Raw genomic sequence first — 21,705 nt, forward strand, 5'->3', positions numbered from 1 at the left:
TCTAACCGTCGGGAACACTCACGACTCTGTTAGCGCTAACACTCACGTCTCAAGGAGGACTCAGGTGAGCACAGGGGAGCCGCTCGTCGTCGGCGTCGACTTCGGGACGCTGTCCGGGCGGGCGGTGGTCGTGCGCGTCCGTGACGGCGCGGAGCTGGGCAGTGCCGTGTCGCCGTACTGGCACGGCGTGGTCGATCGGGTGCTGCCCAAGACCGGCAGGGAACTGCCGCCCGGCTGGGCGTTGCAGATGCCGTCGGACTACCTGAACGTGCTGCGCACCGCGGTGCCCGCGGCGCTCGAAGCAGCACGGGCCGATCCAGGGGACGTGATCGGGATCGGCACCGATTTCACCGCCTGCACCATGGTCCCGACCACTGCCGACGGCACGCCACTGTGCGAGCTGCCCGAGTTCGAGGACGAGCCGCACGCCTACGTGAAGCTTTGGCGCCACCATGCCGCCCAGTCCCAGGCCGACCGGATCAACGCACTCGCCGCCGCGCGCGACGAGCGGTGGCTGGCACGGTACGGCGGGCTCATCTCGGCCGAATGGGAGTTCGCCAAGGCGCTGGAGGTCTTCGAAGAGGCGCCGCACGTCTACGACGCGATGCGGCACTGGGTCGAGCTGGCCGACTGGATCGTCTGGCAGCTCTGTGGCACCTATGTCCGCAACGCCTGCACGGCCGGGTACAAGGGAATCCTGCAGGACGGCCGGTATCCGAGCGCCGAGTTCCTCAAGGAGCTGGGCTTCGAATCCTTTGTGGACGACAAGCTCGCGCAGCCGCTGGGCGCCTTGGGCGCGAAGGCGGGTGGTCTCACCGCGCGGGCGGCGGAATGGACGGGACTGCCCGAGGGCATCGCGGTCGCCGTCGGCAATGTCGACGCGCATGTCACCGCGGCCGCCGTGCGGGCGGTCGAGCCTGGCCAGATGGTCGCGATCATGGGCACGTCGACCTGTCACGTGATGAACGGCGCCGAACTGCGTGAGGTGCCGGGGATGTGTGGTGTGGTCGACGGCGGCATCGTGGCGGGTCAGTGGGGTTACGAGGCCGGGCAGAGCGGGGTCGGGGACATCTTCGGCTGGTTCGTCGAGCATGGCGTCCCGGCGTCCTATGTGGAGGAAGCCGATCGGGCGGGTGTTTCTGTGCATGACCTGCTCACCGGGCTCGCCGCGGATCAGGAGATCGGCGAGCACGGGCTGGTGGCGCTCGACTGGCACAGCGGCAACCGGTCGGTGCTCGTCGACCATGAGCTGTCCGGCGTGATCGTCGGCCAGACGCTGGCCACGCGTGCGGAGGACATCTACCGCGCGCTGCTGGAAGCGACCGCGTTCGGCACCCAGAAGATCATCGAAACCTTTGGCGGGGCAGGTGTTCCGGTCACCGAGCTGATCGTCGCGGGCGGGCTGGTCAAGAACGAGCTGCTGATGCAGATCTACGCCGACGTGACGAACCTGCCGCTGTCGGTCGCCGGGTCAGCGCAGGGACCGGCGCTCGGCTCCGCGATCCACGCCGCGGTCGCCGCGGGCGCGTATCCGGACGTGCCTGCCGCGTCCGCGGTCATGGGCTCGGTCCGGCGCGCCGTGTACCGCCCGATTCCGGAGAACGTCTTGGCCTACAACGAGCTTTACGCCGAGTACCTCAACCTTCACGACTACTTCGGCCGTGGCGGCAACGACGTCATGCACCGACTGGCCGCACGCCGCCGCGCCGTCCGGAAAGGACAGAGCCGATGAGCCTGGCCGCCGAGGTCACCGAAACCTTCGAACAGCTGCGGGAAACAGTCGCCGCACTGCACGGCGAGCTGACCCGGTACGAGCTGGTCATCTGGACCGCGGGGAACATCTCGGCCCGTGTGCCCGGCCAGGACCTGATGGTGATCAAGCCGTCCGGGGTCGCCTACGACGACCTGTCCGCGGCCACGATGGTCGTCACCGATCTGCACGGAAACCTGGTGCAGGGCGAACTCGCGCCGTCATCGGACACCGCCGCGCACGCGTACGTGTACCGGCACATGCCCGAGGTCGGGGGAGTCGTGCACACGCATTCGACCTACGCGACCGCGTGGGCGGCACGGGGCGAACCGATCCCGTGCGTGCTCACCATGATCGCCGACGAGTTCGGCGGCGAGATCCCGGTCGGCCCGTTCGCGCTGATCGGCGACGACTCGATCGGCCGGGGCATTGTCGAAACGCTCAAGTGGAGCCGGTCGCCCGCGGTGCTGATGCGCAACCACGGCCCGTTCACCATCGGCCGGACGGCGCGCGACGCGGTCAAGGCAGCGGTGATGGTCGAGGACGTCGCGCGGACCGTCCACAAGTCCTATCAGCTCGGCACTCCGGAACCACTGTCCGAACAGGACGTCGACCGGCTGTACGCGCGCTATCAGAACGTCTATGGGCAGCAAGGAGAAAAGTGAACACCCAGCGCAAGACCGAGGTCTGGTTCCTCACCGGCAGCCAGTCGCTCTACGGTGAGGAAACGCTCGCCCAGGTCGCGGGCCAGTCGCTCCAGATCCAGCGGATGCTCGCCGACTCGGGCCGGGTGTCGGCCGAGATCGTCGGCAAGCCGGTGCTCACCGAAGCGGCGGCCATCCGCCGGGTGATGCTCGAAGCCAACGCCGACGAGGCGTGCGTGGGCGTGATCGCGTGGATGCACACTTTCTCGCCCGCGAAGATGTGGATCAGCGGTCTCGACGCGTTGCGCAAACCGTTGCTGCATCTGCACACCCAGCTCAACGAGGCGTTGCCGTGGCAGTCCATCGACATGGACTTCATGAACCTCAACCAGGCCGCGCACGGTGACCGCGAGTTCGGCTACATCCAGACCCGGCTCGGCGTGCCGCGCAAGACCGTCGCCGGGCACGCGGCCGACCCGGCGGTGGCCACTCGCGTCGACGACTGGGTCAGGGCGGCCGTCGGCCGCCAGGCGCTCGGCTCGCTCAAGCTCGCCCGCTTCGGGGACAACATGCGCGACGTCGCCGTCACCGACGGGGACAAGGTCGAGGCCGAGCTGAAGTTCGGCGTGTCGGTGAACACCTATGGCGTCAACGATCTGGTCGCGGTGGTCGACGAGGTGACCGACGACGAGATCGACAAGCTCGTCACCGAGTACTGCGACACCTACACGATCGCGTTCGAACTGCACAGGGGCGGCGAACGGCATGGCTCGCTGCGGTACGCGGCCCGGCTCGAACTGGGGATGCGGACGTTCCTTACCCGCGGCGGGTTCGGTGCCTTCACGACGAACTTTGAGGACTTGGGCGGGCTGCGCCAGTTGCCCGGTATCGCCGTGCAACGACTGATGGCCGACGGTTACGGCTTTGGCGGCGAAGGCGACTGGAAGACGTCGGCGTTGCTTGCTGCGGTCAAGGCGATGGGCCGCGGCTCCCAGCGTGGAACGTCCTTTATGGAGGATTACACCTACCATTTCGGCCCTGGTGAGGCGAAGATCCTCGGCGCACACATGCTCGAGGTCTGCCCGAGCATCGCGGCGGCGCGGCCGTCGTGCGAGATCCACCCGCTCGGCATCGGCGGCCGGGAAGACCCCGTCCGGCTCGTGTTCGACGCCGCCCCGGGCGACGCGGTCATCATCGGCATGGCCGACCTCGGTGACCGCTTTCGCTTGGTGGCCAACGAAGTCGAGGTCGTGCCGCCGGACGAGCCGCTGCCGAACCTGCCGGTGGCGCGCGCGGTGTGGAAGCCCGCGCCTTCGCTCGCGACGTCCGCCGAGGCCTGGATCACCGCGGGCGGGCCGCATCACACGGTGCTCACCCAGGCCGTCGGCGCCGAGACGATCCGCGACTTCGCCACCATGCTCGACGTCGAGCTGCTGCTGATCGACCAGGCGACCACCCCGGCCTCGATGGCCGACCGGATGCGCTGGAACCAGGCGTATTACCGCCTCGCACAAGGATTCTGAGGACAGGAGAGGAACAATGAGGTTCACGAAACTGGCAGTCGGGGTCGCGCTGAGTGTCGCGCTCACGGCCTGCGGCTCGAGCACGAAGACGACCGAGCAGCAGGCGCCGGCCGGAGCCGCGGCCGCGGGCGGCCTCGTCGGCGTGACCATGCCGACCAAGTCGTCCGAGCGCTGGATCCACGACGGCGACAACATCAAGTCCGCGCTGGAGAAGCTGGGCTACAAGGTCGACCTGCAGTACGCCGAGGACGACATCCCGACGCAGGTCAACCAGATCGAGAACCAGATCACCAAGGGCGCGAAGCTGCTGGTGATCGCCTCGATCGACGGCACGGCCATCACCACCCAGCTGCAGGAGGCCGCCGACAAGAAGATCCCGGTCATCGCCTACGACCGGCTGATCCGCAACAGCCCCAACGTCGACTACTACGCGACCTTCGACAACTTCAAGGTCGGCGTGCAGCAGGCCACCTCACTGCTCACCGGGCTCAAGGTGCTCAAAGAGGACGGTTCGCCCGGCGACGCCAAGGGACCGCTCAACGTCGAGCTCTTCGCCGGTTCGCCGGACGACAACAACGCGACGTTCTTCTTCAACGGCGCCATGTCCGTGCTCAAGCCGCACCTCGACAACGGCACGCTGGTCGTCAAGAGTGGACAGACGCAGTTCAACGTCGCGGCGATCCTGCGCTGGCAGCCCGCGACCGCACAGCGGCGCATGGAAGACCTGCTGACCAAGACCTACAGCTCGGGCGCCAAGGTGCAGGGCGTGCTCTCGCCGTACGACGGGCTTTCGATCGGCATCCTGTCGGCACTCAAGAGCAACGGCTACGGCACGGCGGGCCAGCCGTATCCGGTCGTCACCGGGCAGGACGCCGAGATCGCGTCGGTCAAGTCGATCATCGCCGGTGAGCAGTACTCGACCATCTTCAAGGACACCCGCAAGCTCGCCGAGGTCACGGTCAAGATGGCCGACGCGGTGCTCAAGGGCGGCAAGGCCGAGGCCAACAACACCACCGACTACAACAACGGCGTGAAGGTGGTCCCGTCGTACCTGCTGCAGCCGGTCATCCTGAACAAGGGCAACTACCAGAAGGAACTCATCGACTCGGGCTACTACACCGCGGACCAGCTGAAGTAGGGGCCATGACCGACGAAATCCTTCGCATGCGTGGCATCACCAAGTCCTTTCCCGGCGTCAAGGCGTTGCAGGACGTGAACCTTTCGGTGCGCCGGGGCGAGATCCACGCGATCTGCGGCGAGAACGGCGCGGGCAAGTCCACGCTGATGAAGGTGCTCTCGGGCGTGTACGCGCACGGTTCGTACGACGGCGAGATCGTCTTCGACGGCGAGCCGTGCGCGTTCTCCGCCATCCGCGACAGCGAACGGCGCGGCATCGTGATCATCCATCAGGAACTCGCGCTGTGCCAGCAATTGTCCATCGCGGAGAACATCTTTCTGGGCAACGAACAAGCCCGTGGCGGCTTGATCGACTGGAATCGCACGAACCGCGACGCCGGGGTGCTGATGCGGCGGGTCGGCCTGCGCGAGAACCCGGTGACGCCGGTGCTCGACCTCGGCGTCGGCAAGCAGCAGCTGGTCGAGATCGCCAAGGCACTGTCCAAAGAGGTCAAGCTGCTCATCCTCGACGAGCCGACCGCCGCGTTGAACGACGACGACTCCGCGCACCTGCTCGACCTGCTGCGCGGGTTGCGCGAGGACGGCGTCACGTCCGTGCTGATCTCGCACAAGCTCAACGAGATCGCCGCGATCGCCGACTCGATCACCATCCTGCGTGACGGCCGGACCATCGAGACACTGGACGCCGCGATGGTCAGCGAGGACCGGATCATCGCCGGAATGGTCGGCCGGACCTTGGAGAACCGGTTCCCGCCGCGCGAGCCGCGGATCGGGGACGAGGTGCTCCGGATCGAGGACTGGACGGTCCACAATGGAACCAGGGTCGTGGTCGACCGCGCGAGCCTGGCACTGCGTCGCGGCGAGATCGTCGGGCTCGCCGGGCTGATGGGCGCAGGCCGTACCGAACTCGCGATGAGCGTGTTCGGGCGGTCCTACGGCAAGGACATCTCAGGCCGGTTGGTCAAGGACGGCAAGGAGATCGAGGTCCGGTCGGTCGGTGACGCGGTCGCACACGGGATCGCCTACGCCACCGAGGACCGCAAGCGCTACGGGCTCAATCTCATCGAGGACATCAAGCGCAACATCTCCGCCGCGGCGCTGGGCAAGCTGTCCAAACGCGGCTGGGTGCACGGCAACGAGGAGCATCGGGTCGCGGAGGAGTTCCGCAAGAGCATGAACATCAAGGCGCCGGACGTGGACAGCGTCACCGGCACGCTCTCGGGCGGCAATCAGCAGAAGGTCGTGCTGTCCAAGTGGATCCTGACCGATCCGGACGTGCTGATCCTCGACGAGCCGACCCGCGGCATCGACGTCGGCGCCAAGTACGAGATCTACACGATCATCAACCGCCTGGCCGACGAGGGCAAGGCCGTGCTGGTCATCTCCTCGGAGCTGCCCGAGCTGCTCGGGCTGTGCGACCGGATCTACGCGCTCTCCGGTGGGCGGATCACCGGCGAAGTGGGCAGGGCCGAGGCCACGCAGGAAGGCCTGATGCGCGCCATGACCAGGGAACAGGAGTAAACCGTGACCATCACGTCCCCCGTCGACAGCGCGCCGGAAGTGGCGAGGCCCGAAGCGCCGAAACGGATCTCGTTCAACCCGCGCCAGAGCGGCATCTACGTCGCGTTCGCGTTGATCGTCGTGCTGTTCTCGATCCTCACCGGCGGCGCGCTGCTGGAACCGCAGAACATCTCGAACCTGATCGTGCAGAACTCGTACGTGCTGATCCTGGCGATCGGCATGATCCTGATCATCATCGCCGGGCACATCGACCTCTCCGCCGGTTCGGTGGTGGCGCTGACCGGCGCGATCTCGGCCGTGCTGATGGTGAACCTGCACGTGGCGTGGCCGCTCGCGCTGCTGATCACCCTGCTCGCCGGCGCGGCGATCGGGGCGTGGCAGGGATATTGGGTCGCCTACTTCGGGTTGCCCGCGTTCATCGTGACGCTCGCCGGGATGCTGATCTTCCGCGCGCTGACGTTGACCGTGCTCGGTAATCAGGGGATCGGCCCATTCCCCGACGCGGTGCGGACGCTGGCGAACGGGTTCACCGGCGGCTATCTCGGCAACATCGGCCTCGGCCCGCTCGGCGGCGCCGACCTGGTGAGCCTGCTGATCGGCATCGCGGTCATCGCGGGCGCGATCATGTCGCAGTCACGCAAGCGCGCGGCGCGGCAGCGCTATCTGCAGGAGGTCGACCCGCTGCCGATGTTCGTGCTGAAGATCGCGGCGGCCGCGCTGGTCGTGCTGTTCGTCGTGGTGCAGCTGGCCAGGTACAAGAACCTGCCGTGGGTGCTGATACTGCTGTCGGTGCTGGTGATCGGCTACTCGGTGGTGACGACGCGCGCGGTGTTCGGGCGGCACATCTACGCGATCGGCGGCAACCTGCAGGCCGCCACGCTCTCTGGCGTGAAGGTCAAGGCGGTGACGTTCTGGATCTTCGTGAACATGGGCGTGCTGGCCTCGCTCGCCGGGATCATCGTCGCCGGGCGGCTCAACCAGGCGGGCCCGACGGCCGGGACGATGTTCGAGCTCGACGCCATCGCGGCCGCCTTCATCGGCGGCGCGGCCGTGCAGGGCGGGGTCGGCAAGGTGATCGGCGCGATCACCGGCGGGCTGATCATGGGCGTGATCAACAACGGCATGTCCCTGATCGGCGCGCCGACCGAGAGCGTCAACCTGGTGAAGGGCTTCGTGCTGCTCGCCGCCGTCGCCTACGACGTGTGGACGAAACGCCGCGCCCGCTGAGGGACCTCGGAGGCGGGCATCACGCCGCCTGTCCGCCTCCGAGCCCGGGAGAGGTCCGGGGGAGGCCCGGGATAAAGCGGGCTTTATCCCGGGAAAAGCGTCCGGGATAAAGCCCGCTTTATCCCGGGCCGGTGCTCGAGCGGACCACCAGCTCGGTCGGCACCATGATCGACACCGGCTCTCCGCGCCCGCCCGTGATCTCGGCCAGCAGCGCGCCCACGGCTTGGCGGCCCACCTCGCCGAACGACTGCCGCACCGTGGTCAGCGGCGGCCAGAAATGCGCGGCCTCGTCCATGTCGTCGAACCCGACGACGCTCACGTCACCCGGCACGGTCCGGCCGAGTTCGTGGAGCGCCCGCAACAACCCCAGCGCCATCTGGTCGTTGGCCGCGAACACTGCGGTGGCCGAGGCGTCCAGCCGAAGGCCGTGCGCGTACCCCGACGCCGCCGACCAATCGCCGGTGACCACCGGCGGAACCTCGCGGCCCGCGCGGGAAAGCGTTGCCTGCCAAGAATCCCGCCGTCGTTCGGCCGCGTAGGACTGGGGCGGGCCCGCGATGTGCCAGACCGTGCGGTGGCCGAGGTCGAGCAGATGCTGGGTCGCGGCGGCGGCGCCCGCGGCCTGGTCGAAGTCGACGACGGGAAGGTCGCGGCGTCCGCCCGCGTCGATGACGACCACCGGAAGTCCTTGGGGCAGCTCGATCTCGCTCTCGTTGAGCTGGTGCTGCTCGATCAGGATGATGACGCCGTCCACCGCCTGCTCGTCGAGACGGCTGAAGGCGCCCGCCACCTCGCCCTGCGACGGCCGGTCCACCGGCATGAGCACGATCGAAAAGCCTTCCGCGGCCGCCGCGGCCGTGACGGCTTCGAGGGTGCGGCTGTTGCCGAAGGTGGACAGCGCCGAGATGATCACGCCGATGCTCGAGAACCGGCCGTTGCGCAACGCCCGCGCGGCGCTGTTCGGCCGGTAGCCGACGCGGCGCATCGCGGCGAGCACGCGTTCGCGGGTGGCCTCGTCGACGTTCGTCTTGCCGTTGGCGACCCGGGACACGGTCTGGCCCGAGACCCCGGCCTCCTTCGCCACGTCGGCCATCGACGGTGTGCGGGCCACGGTCACTCCTCGCTGATCCTGGACATGTTTACGTCAACACGTTAGCATCGGCCGCCGCATGTTCACGTAAACATCCACGCCGGAGGGACGATGTCGTCCACAGCGCTCAAGGCACGCCAGTGGCGTGGCTGGCTCTTCGTCGCCCCGTTCATCGTGGTGTTCGCGCTGGTCTTCCTCGCCCCGATCGGCTACGCGTTCGGCCTCAGCCTCTTTCGTGACCAGGCGTTCTTCGGCGGGACGACGTTCGTCGGCGCCGACAACTACACCCAGGTGCTCGCCGACCCGAAGTTCTGGGAGTCCTTCCGCCGGGTGCTGGTGTTCCTCGCCGTGCAGGTGCCGATCATGCTGGTGCTCGCGCTGATCGCGGCGCTGGCGATCGACAGCGCGCGGCTGCACGCGGCCGGCTTCTTCCGCGTGGTGATCTTCCTGCCGTACGCGGTGCCCGCCGTGGTCGCCGCGCTGATGTGGGGCTTCATCTACGGTGACCACTTCGGACTCGCGGCCGACCTGAACCACCTGCTCGGCCGCGATGTGGTGAAACCGTTGTCGGACAACTGGATGCTCGCGTCCATCGGGAACGTCGTCACCTGGGAGTTCGTGGGCTACAACATGCTCATCTTCTACTCCGCGCTGAAGGTGATCCCCGGCGAACTCTTCGAGGCGGCGGCGATCGATGGCGCGGGCGCGTTCCGGACCGTGTTCAGCATCAAGCTGCCCGCACTGCGCGGCGCGATCGTGATCGCCACCATCTTCTCGATCATCGGCAGCTTCCAGCTGTTCAACGAGCCCAACATCATGCGCACGCTGGTGCCCAACGTGATCGGCACCTTCTACACGCCGAACATGTACGCCTACAACCTGTCCTTCGGCGGCCAGCAGTACAACTACTCCGCCACCGTCGCGATCGTGATGGGCGTGATCACCGCGATCATCGCCTACGTCGTGCAGCTGCGCGGCACCCGGAGGGAACTGTGACGCGGCCACGGAAATCACGCGCCCTCACCGCGGTGATGGCGCTGTACCTCGTCTACACCCTCGTGCCGTTGCTCTGGCTGATCATCAACGCGACCAAGACGCAGGCCGCGCTGTTCACCACGTCCGGGCTGTCCTTCGGCGGCCCGTTCGCGTTGTTCGACAACATCGGCCAGACGTTCACCTACCACGACGGGATCTTCTTTCGCTGGCTGGGCAACACTTTGCTCTACGTCGTCGTCGGCGCAGGCGGCGCGACGATCCTCGCCACCGCCGCGGGCTACGGGCTCGCGAAGTACCGGTTCCCCGGCCGCCGCGCGGTGTTCGCGGTCGTGCTCGGCGCGGTCGCCGTCCCCGGCACGGCGCTGGCCGTGCCGACGTTCCTGCTGTTCAGCAAGCTCGGGCTGACCAACACGCCACTGGCCATCATCATCCCGTCGCTGATCAGCCCGTTCGGCCTCTATCTCATCTGGGTGTACGCCGCGGATGCCATCCCCGACGAGCTTCTCGAGGCCGCGCGGATCGACGGCGCGGGGGAGATCCGGATCTTCCTCACGGTGACCCTGCGCCAGCTGGTGCCGGGCATCGTCACGGTCGCTTTGTTCACGATGGTCCAGACCTGGAACAACTACTTCCTCCCGCTGATCATGCTCAGCGAGCCGAAGTGGTATCCGCTGACCGTCGGCCTCAACCAGTGGAGCGCGCAGGCGAACGGCGCGGGCGCGCAGCCGATCTTCAACCTGGTGCTCACCGGTTCGCTGCTCACCATCATTCCTCTCGTTCTCGCTTTCCTGCTCATGCAACGGTTCTGGCAGTCAGGGCTGAGCGCGGGCAGCGTCAAGCAATAAGGAAAGGACATTCGATGTCGCGCATTCGCAGTCGTGTCAGGGCGGCCGCCGCCGTGGCACTGGCGGCAACATTGGCCGCCTGCTCGTCCGGAACCACACCGGCGGGCAATCAGGATTCCATCGACGCTGCCTTGAAAGCCGGCGGGACGATCACCTATTGGAGCTGGACGCCGTCGGCCAAGGACCAGGTCGCCGCGTTCGAGAAGGAATACCCGAATGTCAAGGTCAACTACGTCAACGCGGGCACTAACAAGGAGGAGTACACCAAGCTCCAGAACGCGATCAAGGCGGGCTCCGGTGGTCCGGACGTCGCGCAGATCGAGTACTACGCGCTCCCGCAGTTCGCGCTGACCGACGCGCTGGTGAATCTCGACCAGTATGGCTTCGGAGCGTTCGAAAAGGACTACAGCGCTTCGACCTGGTCGAGTATCCGCGTGAACAACGGCACCTACGGCCTGCCGCAGGACTCCGGCCCGATGGCCTTGTTCTACAACAAGGAGGTCTTCGACAAGTACGGCATCGCCGTGCCGAAGACCTGGGACGAGTACGTCGACGCGGCCAAGAAGCTGCACACCGCCGACCCGGCCAAGTACATCACGGCCGACACCGGCGACCCCGGTTTCGCGCTGAGCATGATCTGGCAGGCTGGCGGGCGGCCGTTCACCACCGACGGCCGGAACGTGAAGATCAACCTGGCCGACGCGGGCGCCAAGAAGTGGACCGCGACGTGGAGCAAACTGCTCGAGGGCAAGCTGCTCGCGCCGGTCAAGGAGTGGTCGGACGACTGGTTCCGCTCGCTCGGCGACGGCACGGTCGCCTCGCTGGTCACCGGCGCCTGGATGCCGAGCAACTTCATGTCCTCGGTCCCCGGAGGCGCCGGAAAGTGGGCCGTGGCGCCGATGCCGACCTATGACGGTCAGCCGGTCACCGCGGAAAATGGCGGCAGCACGCAGTCTGTGGTGAAGCAGAGCGCCAATCCGGCGCTCGCCGCGGCTTTCGTGCGCTGGCTCAACCACGGCAACGGTGTCAAGCCGTTCATCGACGGCGGCGGATTTCCCGCCACCACAGCGGATCTGAGCTCCCCGGCGTTCACCGACGAAGCCGTGCCGTACTTCGGCGGGCAGAAGATCAACCAGGTGCTGACCGAGGCCTCGAAGACGGTCGCGAAGGGCTGGAGCTACCTGCCGTACCAGACATATGCCAACAGCGTCTTCAGCGACACCGTCGGCAAGGCCTACCTGAGCGGCACCGGGCTCGACGCGGGACTGGCCGCCTGGCAGAAGGCGCTGGTGGACTATGGCAACCAGCAGGGCTTCACGGTCAGCGCCGGATGACCGACCGAGAAGGAACCGCGATGCCTGAGTTCGTCATCGGCGAGCACGACTTCCTGCTCGACGGCCGCCCATTCCAGATCCTTTCCGGTGCGCTGCACTACTTCCGCGTGCATCCCGACCTGTGGGCCGACCGGATCGACAAGGCGCGCCGGATGGGCCTCAACACCATCGAGACCTACGTCGCCTGGAACGCCCACGCCCCGGAGCCCGGCGAGTTCGACCTCACCGGCGGGCTCGACCTCGACCGGTTCCTGCGCCTGATCGCCGAAGCGGGCATGCACGCCATCGTCCGGCCAGGCCCGTACATCTGCGCGGAATGGGACAACGGCGGCCTGCCGACCTGGCTGCTGCGCGATCCCGAACTCCGCGTCCGCTCGTTCGAGCCGCGCTACCTGGCGGCCGTGCGGTCCTATCTGGACAGCGTGTTCGAGGTCGTCGCGCCGCATCAGGTCGACCGCGGCGGGCCGGTGCTGCTCGTCCAGGTGGAGAACGAGTACGGCGCGTTCGGCGATGACAAGCTCTATCTCGCCACGCTCGTTCAGTACACCCGCGCGGCCGGGATCACCGTCCCGCTCACCACGGTCGACCAGCCGCTGCCCGGGATGCTCGAAGCGGGCAGCATCGACGGCGTGCTGCATCGGACGGCGTCGTTCGGTTCGAACAGCACCGATCGGCTCGCGATCCTGCGTGAGCATCAGCCGGCCGGGCCGCTCATGTGCAGTGAGTTCTGGAACGGCTGGTTCGACCATTGGGGCGCGCACCATCACACCACCCCGGTCGAGCGGTCGGCGGCGGACCTGGACGCGCTGCTGGCGGCGGGCGCGTCGGTCAATCTGTACATGTTCCACGGTGGCACCAATTTCGGGCTGACCAACGGCGCCAACGACAAGGGCGTCTACCAGCCCCTGGTGACCTCGTACGACTACGATGCCCCGCTGGACGAGGCGGGCGATCCCACCCCGAAGTACCACGCCTTTCGTGAGGTGATCGCCCGATATCACAAGGTGCCCGACAGCGTGCCGCCACCGGCCCGCGCGGCGCCGAAGCCGGTGGCCGCCTTGCGCGATCCCGTGCGGCTGCTGGAATCGCCCGAGCGATGGGGGAACTGGCAGCGGTACGAGGACCTGCCGACCTTTGACGAACTGACCCCGACGCCCCGGTTGGCGTTGGTGCGCAAGAAGATCCAGGGTGGCCTGCTGACCTTCGGCGAGATCCGTGACCGCGCCTCCGTGTTCTTCAACGGTGATCCGGTCGGCACGCTGCTGCGGGAACACCAGGACCGGGCGATCCGGTTGCCGAAGGCACACGGCGAACTGCTCGTGCTGGTCGAGGACCTGGGCAGGGTCAATTACGGTGACCGGATCGGCGAGGCCAAGGGCATCATCGGCGGCGCCACGGTGGACGGCGAACCGTTGCGTGACTGGGAAATCCTGCCGATCGACCTGTCGGCTGTGCCGGAGCTGCGTCCCGAAACGGGGGAGAACCTCGACGGCCCGGTGGCCGGTCCGGTGCTGGTCCGCGGTGAGTTCGAGGTCGCCGAATCCGCGGATCTCTTTCTCGACACGGCGGGCTGGGGCAAGGGCATGGCCTGGATCAACGGCTTCCCACTCGGCCGCTACTGGCGTCGAGGTCCACAAAGGACCATGTACGTCCCGCGCCCGGTCGTGCGGGCGGGCGGCAACGAAATCGTCGTACTGGAACTGGACACGATGCTCGAACCCGAGGCCCGTTTTGTGTCCCGGCCGTCGCTGGGTCACACCGAAGCGTGAAGGGCAGTGCACCGATGAAGCGCAGAACCCTCCTCACCCTCCTTTGTGTACCGCTGCTGGCCGGCCCGGCCGTCTCGGCGGCCGACGCGGCCGAGACCGTCACCGTCCGGCCCGATCCGACCTATCGGCACCAGACCTTCGAAGGCTGGGGCGCCAGCCTGGCTTGGATGGCCGAGGCGACCGGCGGCTATCCGGACCCGATCCGCACCAAGCTGACCGACCTGGTGTTCGGGCCCGACGGGCTGAACATGACGATCGCCCGGTTCAACATCGGCGGCGGCAACGCCCCCGACGTCCCGGCCTATCTGCGGCCCGGCGGCGCGGTCCCTGGCTGGTGGAAGGCGCCGCCCGGCACGACGCGCACCGACAAGGACTGGTGGACGCCCGGCGACCCGGCCGAGTTCGACCCGGCCGCCGACCCGAACCAGCGCTGGTGGATCGACCGGATCAAGCACCGCGTCACCACCTGGGAGGCGTTCAGCAATTCGCCGCCCTGGTTTCACACGGTCTCCGGTTACGTTTCCGGTGGCTTCGACGCCAACGCCGACCAGCTCCGGACGGAGAAGATCGGCGATTACACGGCCTACCTCGCCAAGGCCACCAAGACCCTCGAACAGGCGCACGGCATCAAATTCGCCTCGGTGAACCCGTTCAACGAACCCAACACCGGCTACTGGAAGACCACGCTCGACGCTTCCGGCAACCCCACGGGGGGCAGGCAGGAAGGCGCCCATATCGGCCCGTCGCTGCAGTCGCGGGTGATCCCCGAGATGGCGCGTGCGCTGCCGCCGGGCGTGACCGTCTCCGCGCCGGACGAGACCAACCCGGATCTCTTCGCCGCCGACTGGAACGGCTGGTCACCCACCGCGCGGGCGCTCGCCGGGCGGCTGAACGTGCACACCTACGGCACCGGAAACCGCCCGATCCCGCGTGATCTGGCCAAAGGCGCCGGGAAACCGTTGTGGATGAGCGAGGTCGGCGGCAGCTGGAAGGACGGCCAGGACTTCACGAGCATGGATCCCGGCCTCGGCCTGGCCGGCCAGATCACCGGCGACCTGCGTGAGCTGGAGCCGAGCGCGTGGGTCGGCTGGCAGCCGATCGAGGACTACAACGCGATGAAGCCGGGCGGCGAGCGGCCCGAGGGCATGAACTGGGGCGAGATCCAGATCCCGTTCGACTGCGGCCCGGACGCCACGGTGACCAACTGTCCGATCAGGACGAACACGAAGTTCCACACCATGCGCAACTTCACGCACTTCATCAAGCCGGGCGACCGCCTGATCGGCGTGAACGACCGCGCGAGCACGGCCGCGATGCGTGGCGAAAACCTGGCGGCCGTGGTGCACGTCAACGCGGGCGCCGCCCAGGACGTCACGCTCGACCTGTCCGGCTTCGGGCGCTTCCGCCGCGGCGCGTCGGTCACGCCGGTCGTGACGGACGTCGGAGGTGCCTTGAAGACCGGCGCTCCGGTGCAGGTCGTGAATCAGCGGGCGACCCTGCGAGTCCCGGCGCGTTCGGTGACCAGCTTCGTGGTCGATGGCGTCGGCTCGGTCGCGCCTGGGACGGGTCTCGGGTCGGGCAAGCCGTTCACGTTCACCGGCGTGCAAAGCGGCAAGTCGCTGAACGCCGAGAACGGCTCGCTGGTCCAGCGCACCGCCAACGCCTCGGCGACCCAGCGCTGGACGCTCACCGACCGCACGGGCCGGTACGGCAACCGCGACCAGTTCACGATCACCAACGTGGGCACCGGCCAGGTCCTCACGGCCACCGATGGCACGGTCACCCTGGCTCCGCCGGGCACCTCGGGCGCCGCGGCCCGCTGGATCCCGTCGACCACGGGCGACGGGACGTGGACGTTCGTCAACGCGGCCACGGGCCGGCTGCTCGACGTCATCGGCGAATCCCGCGAAGACGGCGCCCGCGTCGGCCTCTACCACCCGACGAACGGCCCCAACCAGCGCTGGACGGCGTCGTGAGTGGTATGGCCGGTTAGAACCGGCCATACCACTCACGACCCCTATTCGGTGGCTCCCAAGGAGACCCCGGCGGCCACGAAGGTGCGGGCGTCGGCGTCGTACAGGTGGACCTGCGCGGCGCCGACGTCGAAGTACATGCCGGTCAGCCGAAGCTCGCCCGCGGCTTCGGCGGCCGCGACCTTCGGGTACTCGCGAAGGTGGTCGAGCTGCTGGAGCACGTTGCGCAGTGCCAGCCGATCGTTGGCACGCTCGGGTTTGGCACCGTCCAAAGTGGGCTCACCGCCGCGCTGCGCGGTCGGCTCGGCGTGCCTGAGCCAGTCCTCGATCGGCCCGGCGGGCGGGCCGTCGGCGAGTGCGGCCATCGCGCCGCACGAGGAGTGCCCGCAGACCACGATCTCCGAGACGCCGAGAATGCCGACCGCGTATTCGATCGACGCGTTCATCGACGGGTCGGCCTGCTTCGACGGCACCAGGTTGCCGATGTTGCGGATGGTGAACAGGTCGCCGGGGCCGCTCGTGGTGATCAGGTTCGGCACGACGCGCGAGTCGCCGCAGGTGATGAACAGCGTGCGTGGCCGCTGTTCGTCGGCGAGCCCGGAGAGGGTGTCGCGCAGCAGCGGGGCCGCGCGGCGCTGGAACTCGGTCGCGCCGCGATGGGTCTGCTGGGTGGGGATGCCCGCGTCGACCGCCTGCCACGCGGACCAGGGCGCGAGCCAGCGCGGCATCGCGCGGGCGGCGGCGCGGCTGCGGGTCGGGCGGCCCGCCTTGCCTTCGGCGACCCAGGGGTGGCCGATCTCGTCGACCTCGACCGTGCCGCCCGCCAGCTCGTGGGCGTGCTGCCACTTGGTCAGGCTTTCGAAGGCCGCGTGGTCGAGGTAGTCGACGATCAGCTCCAGCCGGACGGCTGAACCGGCTGGAACCGTCGCGAGCACCTTCGACAATCGCGGCACCGAAAGGAAAGTGAGCACACCTTCGACGACGACGCGCCAGCCGTCGCCTTCGCGCTCGGCGTGGACGCCGGACCACATGGTGCGCCGCAGCATCTGCACGATGGCGAGCAGGATGCCCGCGAGCACGCCGGTCAGCAGGTCGAACACCACCACACCGGCCAGCGTGAGCAGGTAGACGGGCAGGTCGCCGTGGGCGAGCACCTCGCGCATGTACGCGGGGTTGACCAGTTTCGCGCCGACGTGCACCAGCAAGCCCGCCAGCGCGGCGAGCGGGATGTTCTCGATCAGCCCGGCGAGCGCGACGACGAACAGCAAAACCCAGACACCGTGCAGGATCGCCGATGCGCGGGTCTTCGCTCCGGCGGCGACGTTGGTCGAGCTGCGCACGATCACGCCGGTCACCGGCAGTCCGCCCAGCGCGCCGGAGACCATGTTGGCCGCGCCCTGCCCGATGAGTTCGCGGTCGAGATTCGTGCGCGGGCCGGTGTGCAGCTGGTCGACGGCCACCGCCGACAGCAGGCTTTCCACGCTCGCGATCAACGCGATCGTGAACACGGCCAGTGCGAACGCGCCCCAGCCGGTCGACGGCAGCTGCGGCGCGAACCGGATGTTCAACAGATCGCCCGGCAATTCGACCCGCGGCAGCGTCAGCCCGGCCGTCACCGACACGACGGTCGCGACCGCGATCGCCGCCAGCGGACCGGGAACGCGCCGGACGGCCTTCGGCAACCGGGGCCACAGCAAGAGGATCGCGATGGTCAGCAAGCCGATCAGTGCCGCCGCGTCGTGATGCGCCACGATCTGGCCAGGCAGCTCGGCGATGTTCTCGACGGCCGAGCTTTGCGCCTTGCCGCCGAGAATGACGTGCAACTGCCCCAGCACGATCGTCACGCCGATGCCCGCGAGCATCCCGTGCACGATCGCGGGCGAGATCGCCAACGCGGCCCGCGCGATCCGGCTCAGCCCGAACAGGATCTGCACGAGCCCGGCCGCCGCGGTGATCGCGCAGGTGACGGCCCACCCGAAGGTGGAGATGGTTTCGGCCATGATCACGGTCAGCCCGGCGGCGGGACCACTCACCTGCAAGGCCGAACCGCCGAGCGCGCCTGCCACGACACCGCCGATCACCGCGGCGATCAGCCCGGCCACCACGGGGGCGCCGGACGCCAGCGCGATACCCAGTGAAAGCGGAACGGCGACAAGGAAAACGACCAAGGAGGCCGGTAGGTCATAGCGGGCAAGAGGACGAAGAACTTCACGCACACGCATACAACGAGAGATAGCGCATTATGCGGGCAGATGCGACGTTTCGGACAAAATTGAGTCGATCATCCCACTGTGCGAGCGGACCTTTAAGTGGCATGCGGATGTGCGCATATGAACGCCGTGTTAATTCCGCTTGCATTCACGCTATCGAGTGATGCGTGCCATCGGTTTCCTTGATAGGCGAAGGGTTTCGCGTGCTGGTGAGGGCGTGCGTCGGGCGGGCTTGAAGTGAGGGGGCCATTGGGTGCGTAGTAAGCACCCGGGGCCACCCTCGCTTCGCTGCCAGGGTCGCGAGTGTTAACGCCGCTGCACCCAACGGAGGAGAGTTGCCACTCACCCCCGCTGAGCGAGCGATTCCCCGGCTCCGCTCGGCGCAGCGGGGGATCCTCTCGCCCCGCCCGTATGAAGGCTCCCCTCATCCAACCCGGTCCGTATGAAGGCTCCCTTCATACATCCGCGACTGGATGAAGGCTCCCTTCATACACGCGGGCCTGGATGAAGGCTCCCTTCATGCCGCTATACGCGATGAAGGCTCCCTTCATACAGCCAGATCTGTATGAGGGGAGCCTTCATACGCGAAAGCGGCAGTGAGGGAGGCCCTCACCAAACTGCCCGGGCGCGCCACATCCGGCCCGCCCCATAGCCGCCCGGAACACTCACGACCCCATTTCAGCGGATGACGTGTGGCGTCCAGGTGCGTTCGTCCACGCCCAGCAAGGTGATGCGGCCGAGCAGTGCCTTGAGGTCGACGCCCGCGGCGGCTTCGCGGTCCACCGTGACGCACACCTTGAGCCCGTTGCCGGTCGTGCAGACCGGGGAGCCGTCTTTCACGGGGAAACCGCCGGGCGGCGCGACTTCGATCAGGACGTTCGCGCCGTTGACCGTGTAGCTGAGCTGAAGTTTCCAAGGGACGCCGTCGGAATCCGGCCGCCGCCAGAGCTGACCGTCGCTGAGCTGGAAACCCGGCGGCAGACCGGCGATCCGCAAGGGCAGCGGGACCCCGCGGGTGGCGAAGGTGACGCTGCCCGCGACTCGCAGCAAAGCCTGTCGTACCTCGGGGAAATCGAGGTAGTAGGCGTGGATTTCGGCCCAGCGGCCGTCCCCGATGGGCCAGCGCAGGTAGGTGTTGCCCGCGTTGAGCGGGTCGGCGGGATTCGTGGTCACCCAGTATCCGGGGTGCGCGCCCACCTGGACGGGAACGCGCTGGGCCTTGCCGCCCATGTCGCGGATCCGGTCCAGCGGCGGCTCCTGGTCGAACACCGCCAGCCAGATCATCGGCGCCCGCTGGCCCCTGCCGAGCGCGAGCGTGTAGTCGCCGTGGTCGCCGACGCCGTACTCGATGTTGCCAACCCCGTCGGGCAGCCAGCCGAAACTCGCCTTGGCCACCAAGGGATTGTCGGTCGGTGGCGGCGAGGGAGCCGGCTGGGGCGGTGCGGCGAGCGGCGGGACGGGCTTGGCTGTGTCCGTCAGTTCGATCGCCGTGATGGCGCCAGCGGCCACGACCGCCGCGCAGCCCGCCGCCAGCGCGGTGGTGCGCAGCCGACGGCGGCGATCGCCCGTCCGGCGGGCTTTGTCGAGGTCGAGTGCCATGGGCGGGGCGGGTTCGTCGGCCAGCTCGCGCATCAGGGTGCCCAGTTCGTGCTCGGTCATGCTGTTGCCTCCGGAATGCTGAGGGACTCGGCGGGCAGCAGGGCGCGCAACGTGTCGACGGCCCGCGCGGTCTGGCTTTTGACGGTGCCCGCCGAGCACCCGAGTGTCGTCGCGACGTCCGAGACCGGCAGGTCGCAGTAGAAGCGGAGCACGAGCGTGGCCCGTTGCCGCGGTGGCAGCGAGTCGATGGCGGCTCGCAGATCGAGCGCCGTTTCGACGTCCGGGCCCGCCGCGGACCGCTCGTCGTCGGTGGCCCGCAGGTCGACGAGACGCCACCAGGACGTCCGCTGCTCGGCCAGGAACGCGTTGACCAGTGTCCGGCGCGCGTACCCGTCCAGGTTGTCCGCCTTCGCGGCCCGGTGCCAGTGGGTGTACAGCCTGGTCACAGTGGTCTGGACCAAGTCGTCGGCCCGATGCCAGTCGCCGCAGAGCAGGAAGGCGACTTTACGGAGCCAAGGAGCCCGTGCCGTCACAAAGTCCGTGAACCCCGTGTCCCCGCGTGCCGCGTTCATCGGCACCACCCCCAGTTCTTCGCCGCTTCTCACCTCTTTGATGCGGCCGGACCGGCGAAAGGTTGTCAGCCGGTCAAGCGGGAATCGATATGGCTGTCGGGACGGACGAGCAGCGCGTCATGCGGCCCGAGGCCGAACTGCCCGGCGAGTGCGCGGGGCAGTGTCTCGACCTGCAGCGGCCACGCTCCGGCGCGCTGATCCCGCCAGCGGGCCGGGTCCGGGGTGAGCAGCGCGAACGTCGCGCCGCAGCTGTCCAGGGTCGAGCGGCCGTCGGCGAGCCAGGCGTGGGGCAGCCGATGTCCCGGGCTCGGGTTGGGGACGTAGTCGGTGCCGGGAGGCTCGCTCGCCTCGCCGTACGAGGCGCCGAGCACGAGGCCGAGTTGCGCGAAGTACCGATCCGACCAGGGAAGCTCGACCGTGCCTGCCGGTGTTTCGCCCGCGCGCCGCCGGGCCTGCACGCCGAGCGCGAGCTGCGTGTTGGCGACCGTTTGCGTGAGCGTCTGCTGGGCGATGGGGTGCCGCTCCGCCTCGTAGGTCTCGAGCAGTGACGGCTCGTCCCAGCCCTGGAGGACACCGGCGAGTTTCCAGCAGAGGTTGTGCACGTCGGCGATGCCGGTGTTCATGCCCATGCCGCCCAGGATGGGGAGTGCGTGCGCGGCGTCGCCCGCGAGCAGGATCCGGCCGTGCCGGAAGCGGTCCGCGATGGCCGCGTTCATGACCCAGTGCTGCACCCTGGCCACCTTGACGGCGCCCCCGGCGCCGATCGCCTGCGCGACGAGCGCGGCCCAGTCCGTGGTTTCGGGGTCTTCGGGCGTGGCGGCGAGCATGGCCCAGCCACCCTCGGGATACAGCGGGAGGAACGTCCCGTGCGAGGTGAAGTAGACCCCGGCCGGCTGGGCCGTGACCTGGTCGAGTTCGGCGTCGAACACGATGGTGGTGAGCGCGGCCAGCTTTCCCGGCCCGCTCAGCCCGATGCCCAGCCGCTGCCGGACGGTCGAGTTCGCGCCGTCCGCGGCGAGCACGTAGCGAGCCCGGATGCGGGTCTCGCCGCCGTCCGAGACGACCGTGGCGGCGACGCCGTCATCGTCCTCGGCCAGATCGACGAGTTCCGCGCCGAACCACGTTTCCGAGTCCGCCGCGGCGAGGAGGATCGGCTCCAGCCGGTCCTGGGAGGTGACCACACCGACTTCAGGGCTTTCCGGCACCGGGTCGTGCACCCCGACCAGCGCCGCCGACGCGAAATCGTCGTCGCGCAGCGTGTCCCGGAACCGCACGCGGCCATAAGACGGCGCGAACGCGCGCGCCGTGATTTCGGCGGCGAGGTCCAGTTCGCGGAAGATCTCCATCGACCGCACGTTGACCAGACGCGACCGAGGGAAAGGGGACAGCTCGGCGTGTTTTTCGATGAGCAGCGTCCGCACATTCCAGCGCCGCAGCAACGCCCTCGCCGTCAATCCGACCGGGCCACCGCCCACGATCAGCACGTCGGTCTCCGCCACAGGTCCACTGTAGTCG

16 protein-coding genes are annotated in these 21,705 nt (G+C 68.2%); 11 read left to right on the forward strand and 5 right to left on the reverse strand.

Translation table 11 applies throughout. The features are described from left to right. The first annotated feature begins 64 nt into the window (after nt 1–64). From araB to mmsB, 6 genes are read left to right on the forward strand one after another with little or no spacing between them, the layout of a single operon-like run. Nucleotides 65–1,732 (forward strand): ribulokinase, encoded by a 1,668-nt coding sequence (gene araB / locus BLV57_RS00860; protein ID WP_091285332.1) that lies wholly within the window; start codon nt 65–67, stop codon nt 1,730–1,732. Further along, on the forward strand, nt 1,729–2,415 hold the full coding sequence (locus BLV57_RS00865; protein ID WP_091285334.1) for an L-ribulose-5-phosphate 4-epimerase: 687 nt from the start codon (nt 1,729–1,731) through the stop codon (nt 2,413–2,415). The genes araB and BLV57_RS00865 overlap by 4 nt, the downstream gene beginning before the upstream one ends. Continuing rightward, nucleotides 2,412–3,917 (forward strand): L-arabinose isomerase, encoded by a 1,506-nt coding sequence (gene araA, locus BLV57_RS00870; protein WP_091285336.1) that lies wholly within the window; start codon nt 2,412–2,414, stop codon nt 3,915–3,917. The genes BLV57_RS00865 and araA overlap by 4 nt, the downstream gene beginning before the upstream one ends. Nucleotides 3,918–3,933: 16 nt before the next feature. Then, entirely contained in the window at nt 3,934–5,055 is a 1,122-nt protein-coding gene (chvE, locus tag BLV57_RS00875; RefSeq protein WP_091285339.1) for a multiple monosaccharide ABC transporter substrate-binding protein, read from the forward strand. A gap of 5 nt (nt 5,056–5,060) precedes the next feature. Further along, a complete protein-coding gene (gene mmsA / locus BLV57_RS00880; RefSeq protein WP_091285341.1) occupies nt 5,061–6,575 on the forward strand; it encodes a multiple monosaccharide ABC transporter ATP-binding protein in 1,515 nt (504 codons plus the stop codon). Between the two features lie 9 nt (nt 6,576–6,584). Then, the gene (gene mmsB, locus BLV57_RS00885; RefSeq protein ID WP_091287793.1) at nt 6,585–7,802 is read left to right on the forward strand and encodes a multiple monosaccharide ABC transporter permease; all 1,218 of its coding nucleotides are present in this window, start codon (nt 6,585–6,587) and stop codon (nt 7,800–7,802) included. A gap of 118 nt (nt 7,803–7,920) precedes the next feature. Here the strand turns inward: mmsB and BLV57_RS00890 are convergent, their stop codons facing one another. Further along, the gene (locus BLV57_RS00890) at nt 7,921–8,895 is read right to left on the reverse strand and encodes a LacI family DNA-binding transcriptional regulator (protein ID WP_091287794.1); all 975 of its coding nucleotides are present in this window, start codon (nt 8,893–8,895) and stop codon (nt 7,921–7,923) included. 108 nt (nt 8,896–9,003) lie between these two features. On the opposite strand from BLV57_RS00890, the gene BLV57_RS00895 reads away from it, so the two are divergent. The 5 genes from BLV57_RS00895 to BLV57_RS00915 are packed head-to-tail and all read left to right on the forward strand — an operon-like array spanning nt 9,004 to nt 15,812. Continuing rightward, on the forward strand, nt 9,004–9,888 hold the full coding sequence (locus BLV57_RS00895) for a carbohydrate ABC transporter permease (RefSeq protein WP_176968455.1): 885 nt from the start codon (nt 9,004–9,006) through the stop codon (nt 9,886–9,888). Between the two features lie 35 nt (nt 9,889–9,923). Beyond that, the gene (locus BLV57_RS00900; RefSeq protein ID WP_091285344.1) at nt 9,924–10,733 is read left to right on the forward strand and encodes a carbohydrate ABC transporter permease; all 810 of its coding nucleotides are present in this window, start codon (nt 9,924–9,926) and stop codon (nt 10,731–10,733) included. A gap of 14 nt (nt 10,734–10,747) precedes the next feature. Further along, complete coding sequence (locus BLV57_RS00905) at nt 10,748–12,067, forward strand: ABC transporter substrate-binding protein (protein ID WP_176968456.1); 1,320 nt, start codon at nt 10,748–10,750, stop codon at nt 12,065–12,067. Between the two features lie 20 nt (nt 12,068–12,087). Beyond that, complete coding sequence (locus BLV57_RS00910; RefSeq protein WP_091285346.1) at nt 12,088–13,836, forward strand: glycoside hydrolase family 35 protein; 1,749 nt, start codon at nt 12,088–12,090, stop codon at nt 13,834–13,836. A gap of 14 nt (nt 13,837–13,850) precedes the next feature. Then, nucleotides 13,851–15,812, forward strand: a complete 1,962-nt coding sequence (locus tag BLV57_RS00915; RefSeq protein ID WP_091285348.1) for an RICIN domain-containing protein — start codon at nt 13,851–13,853, stop codon at nt 15,810–15,812. A gap of 41 nt (nt 15,813–15,853) precedes the next feature. Here BLV57_RS00915 and BLV57_RS00920 read toward each other — a convergent pair whose 3' ends face one another. The 4 genes from BLV57_RS00920 to BLV57_RS00935 form a co-directional block, all read right to left on the reverse strand. After that, entirely contained in the window at nt 15,854–18,031 is a 2,178-nt protein-coding gene (locus BLV57_RS00920) for a SulP family inorganic anion transporter (RefSeq protein WP_091285351.1), read from the reverse strand. A 666-nt stretch (nt 18,032–18,697) separates the two neighbouring features. After that, nucleotides 18,698–19,678: a hypothetical protein gene (locus BLV57_RS00925; RefSeq protein ID WP_091285352.1), complete on the reverse strand. Its 981-nt coding sequence runs from the start codon at nt 19,676–19,678 to the stop codon at nt 18,698–18,700. Next, nucleotides 19,675–20,190: a SigE family RNA polymerase sigma factor gene (locus BLV57_RS00930; RefSeq protein WP_091287797.1), complete on the reverse strand. Its 516-nt coding sequence runs from the start codon at nt 20,188–20,190 to the stop codon at nt 19,675–19,677. Before BLV57_RS00930 ends, BLV57_RS00925 begins: the two co-directional genes overlap by 4 nt. A 65-nt stretch (nt 20,191–20,255) precedes the next feature. Then, nucleotides 20,256–21,689: an FAD-dependent monooxygenase gene (locus tag BLV57_RS00935; protein ID WP_091285354.1), complete on the reverse strand. Its 1,434-nt coding sequence runs from the start codon at nt 21,687–21,689 to the stop codon at nt 20,256–20,258. Nucleotides 21,690–21,705: the final 16 nt, after the last annotated feature.

It is taken from the genome of Amycolatopsis xylanica (assembly GCF_900107045.1).
Taxonomy (GTDB): Bacteria; Actinomycetota; Actinomycetes; order Mycobacteriales; family Pseudonocardiaceae; genus Amycolatopsis; species Amycolatopsis xylanica.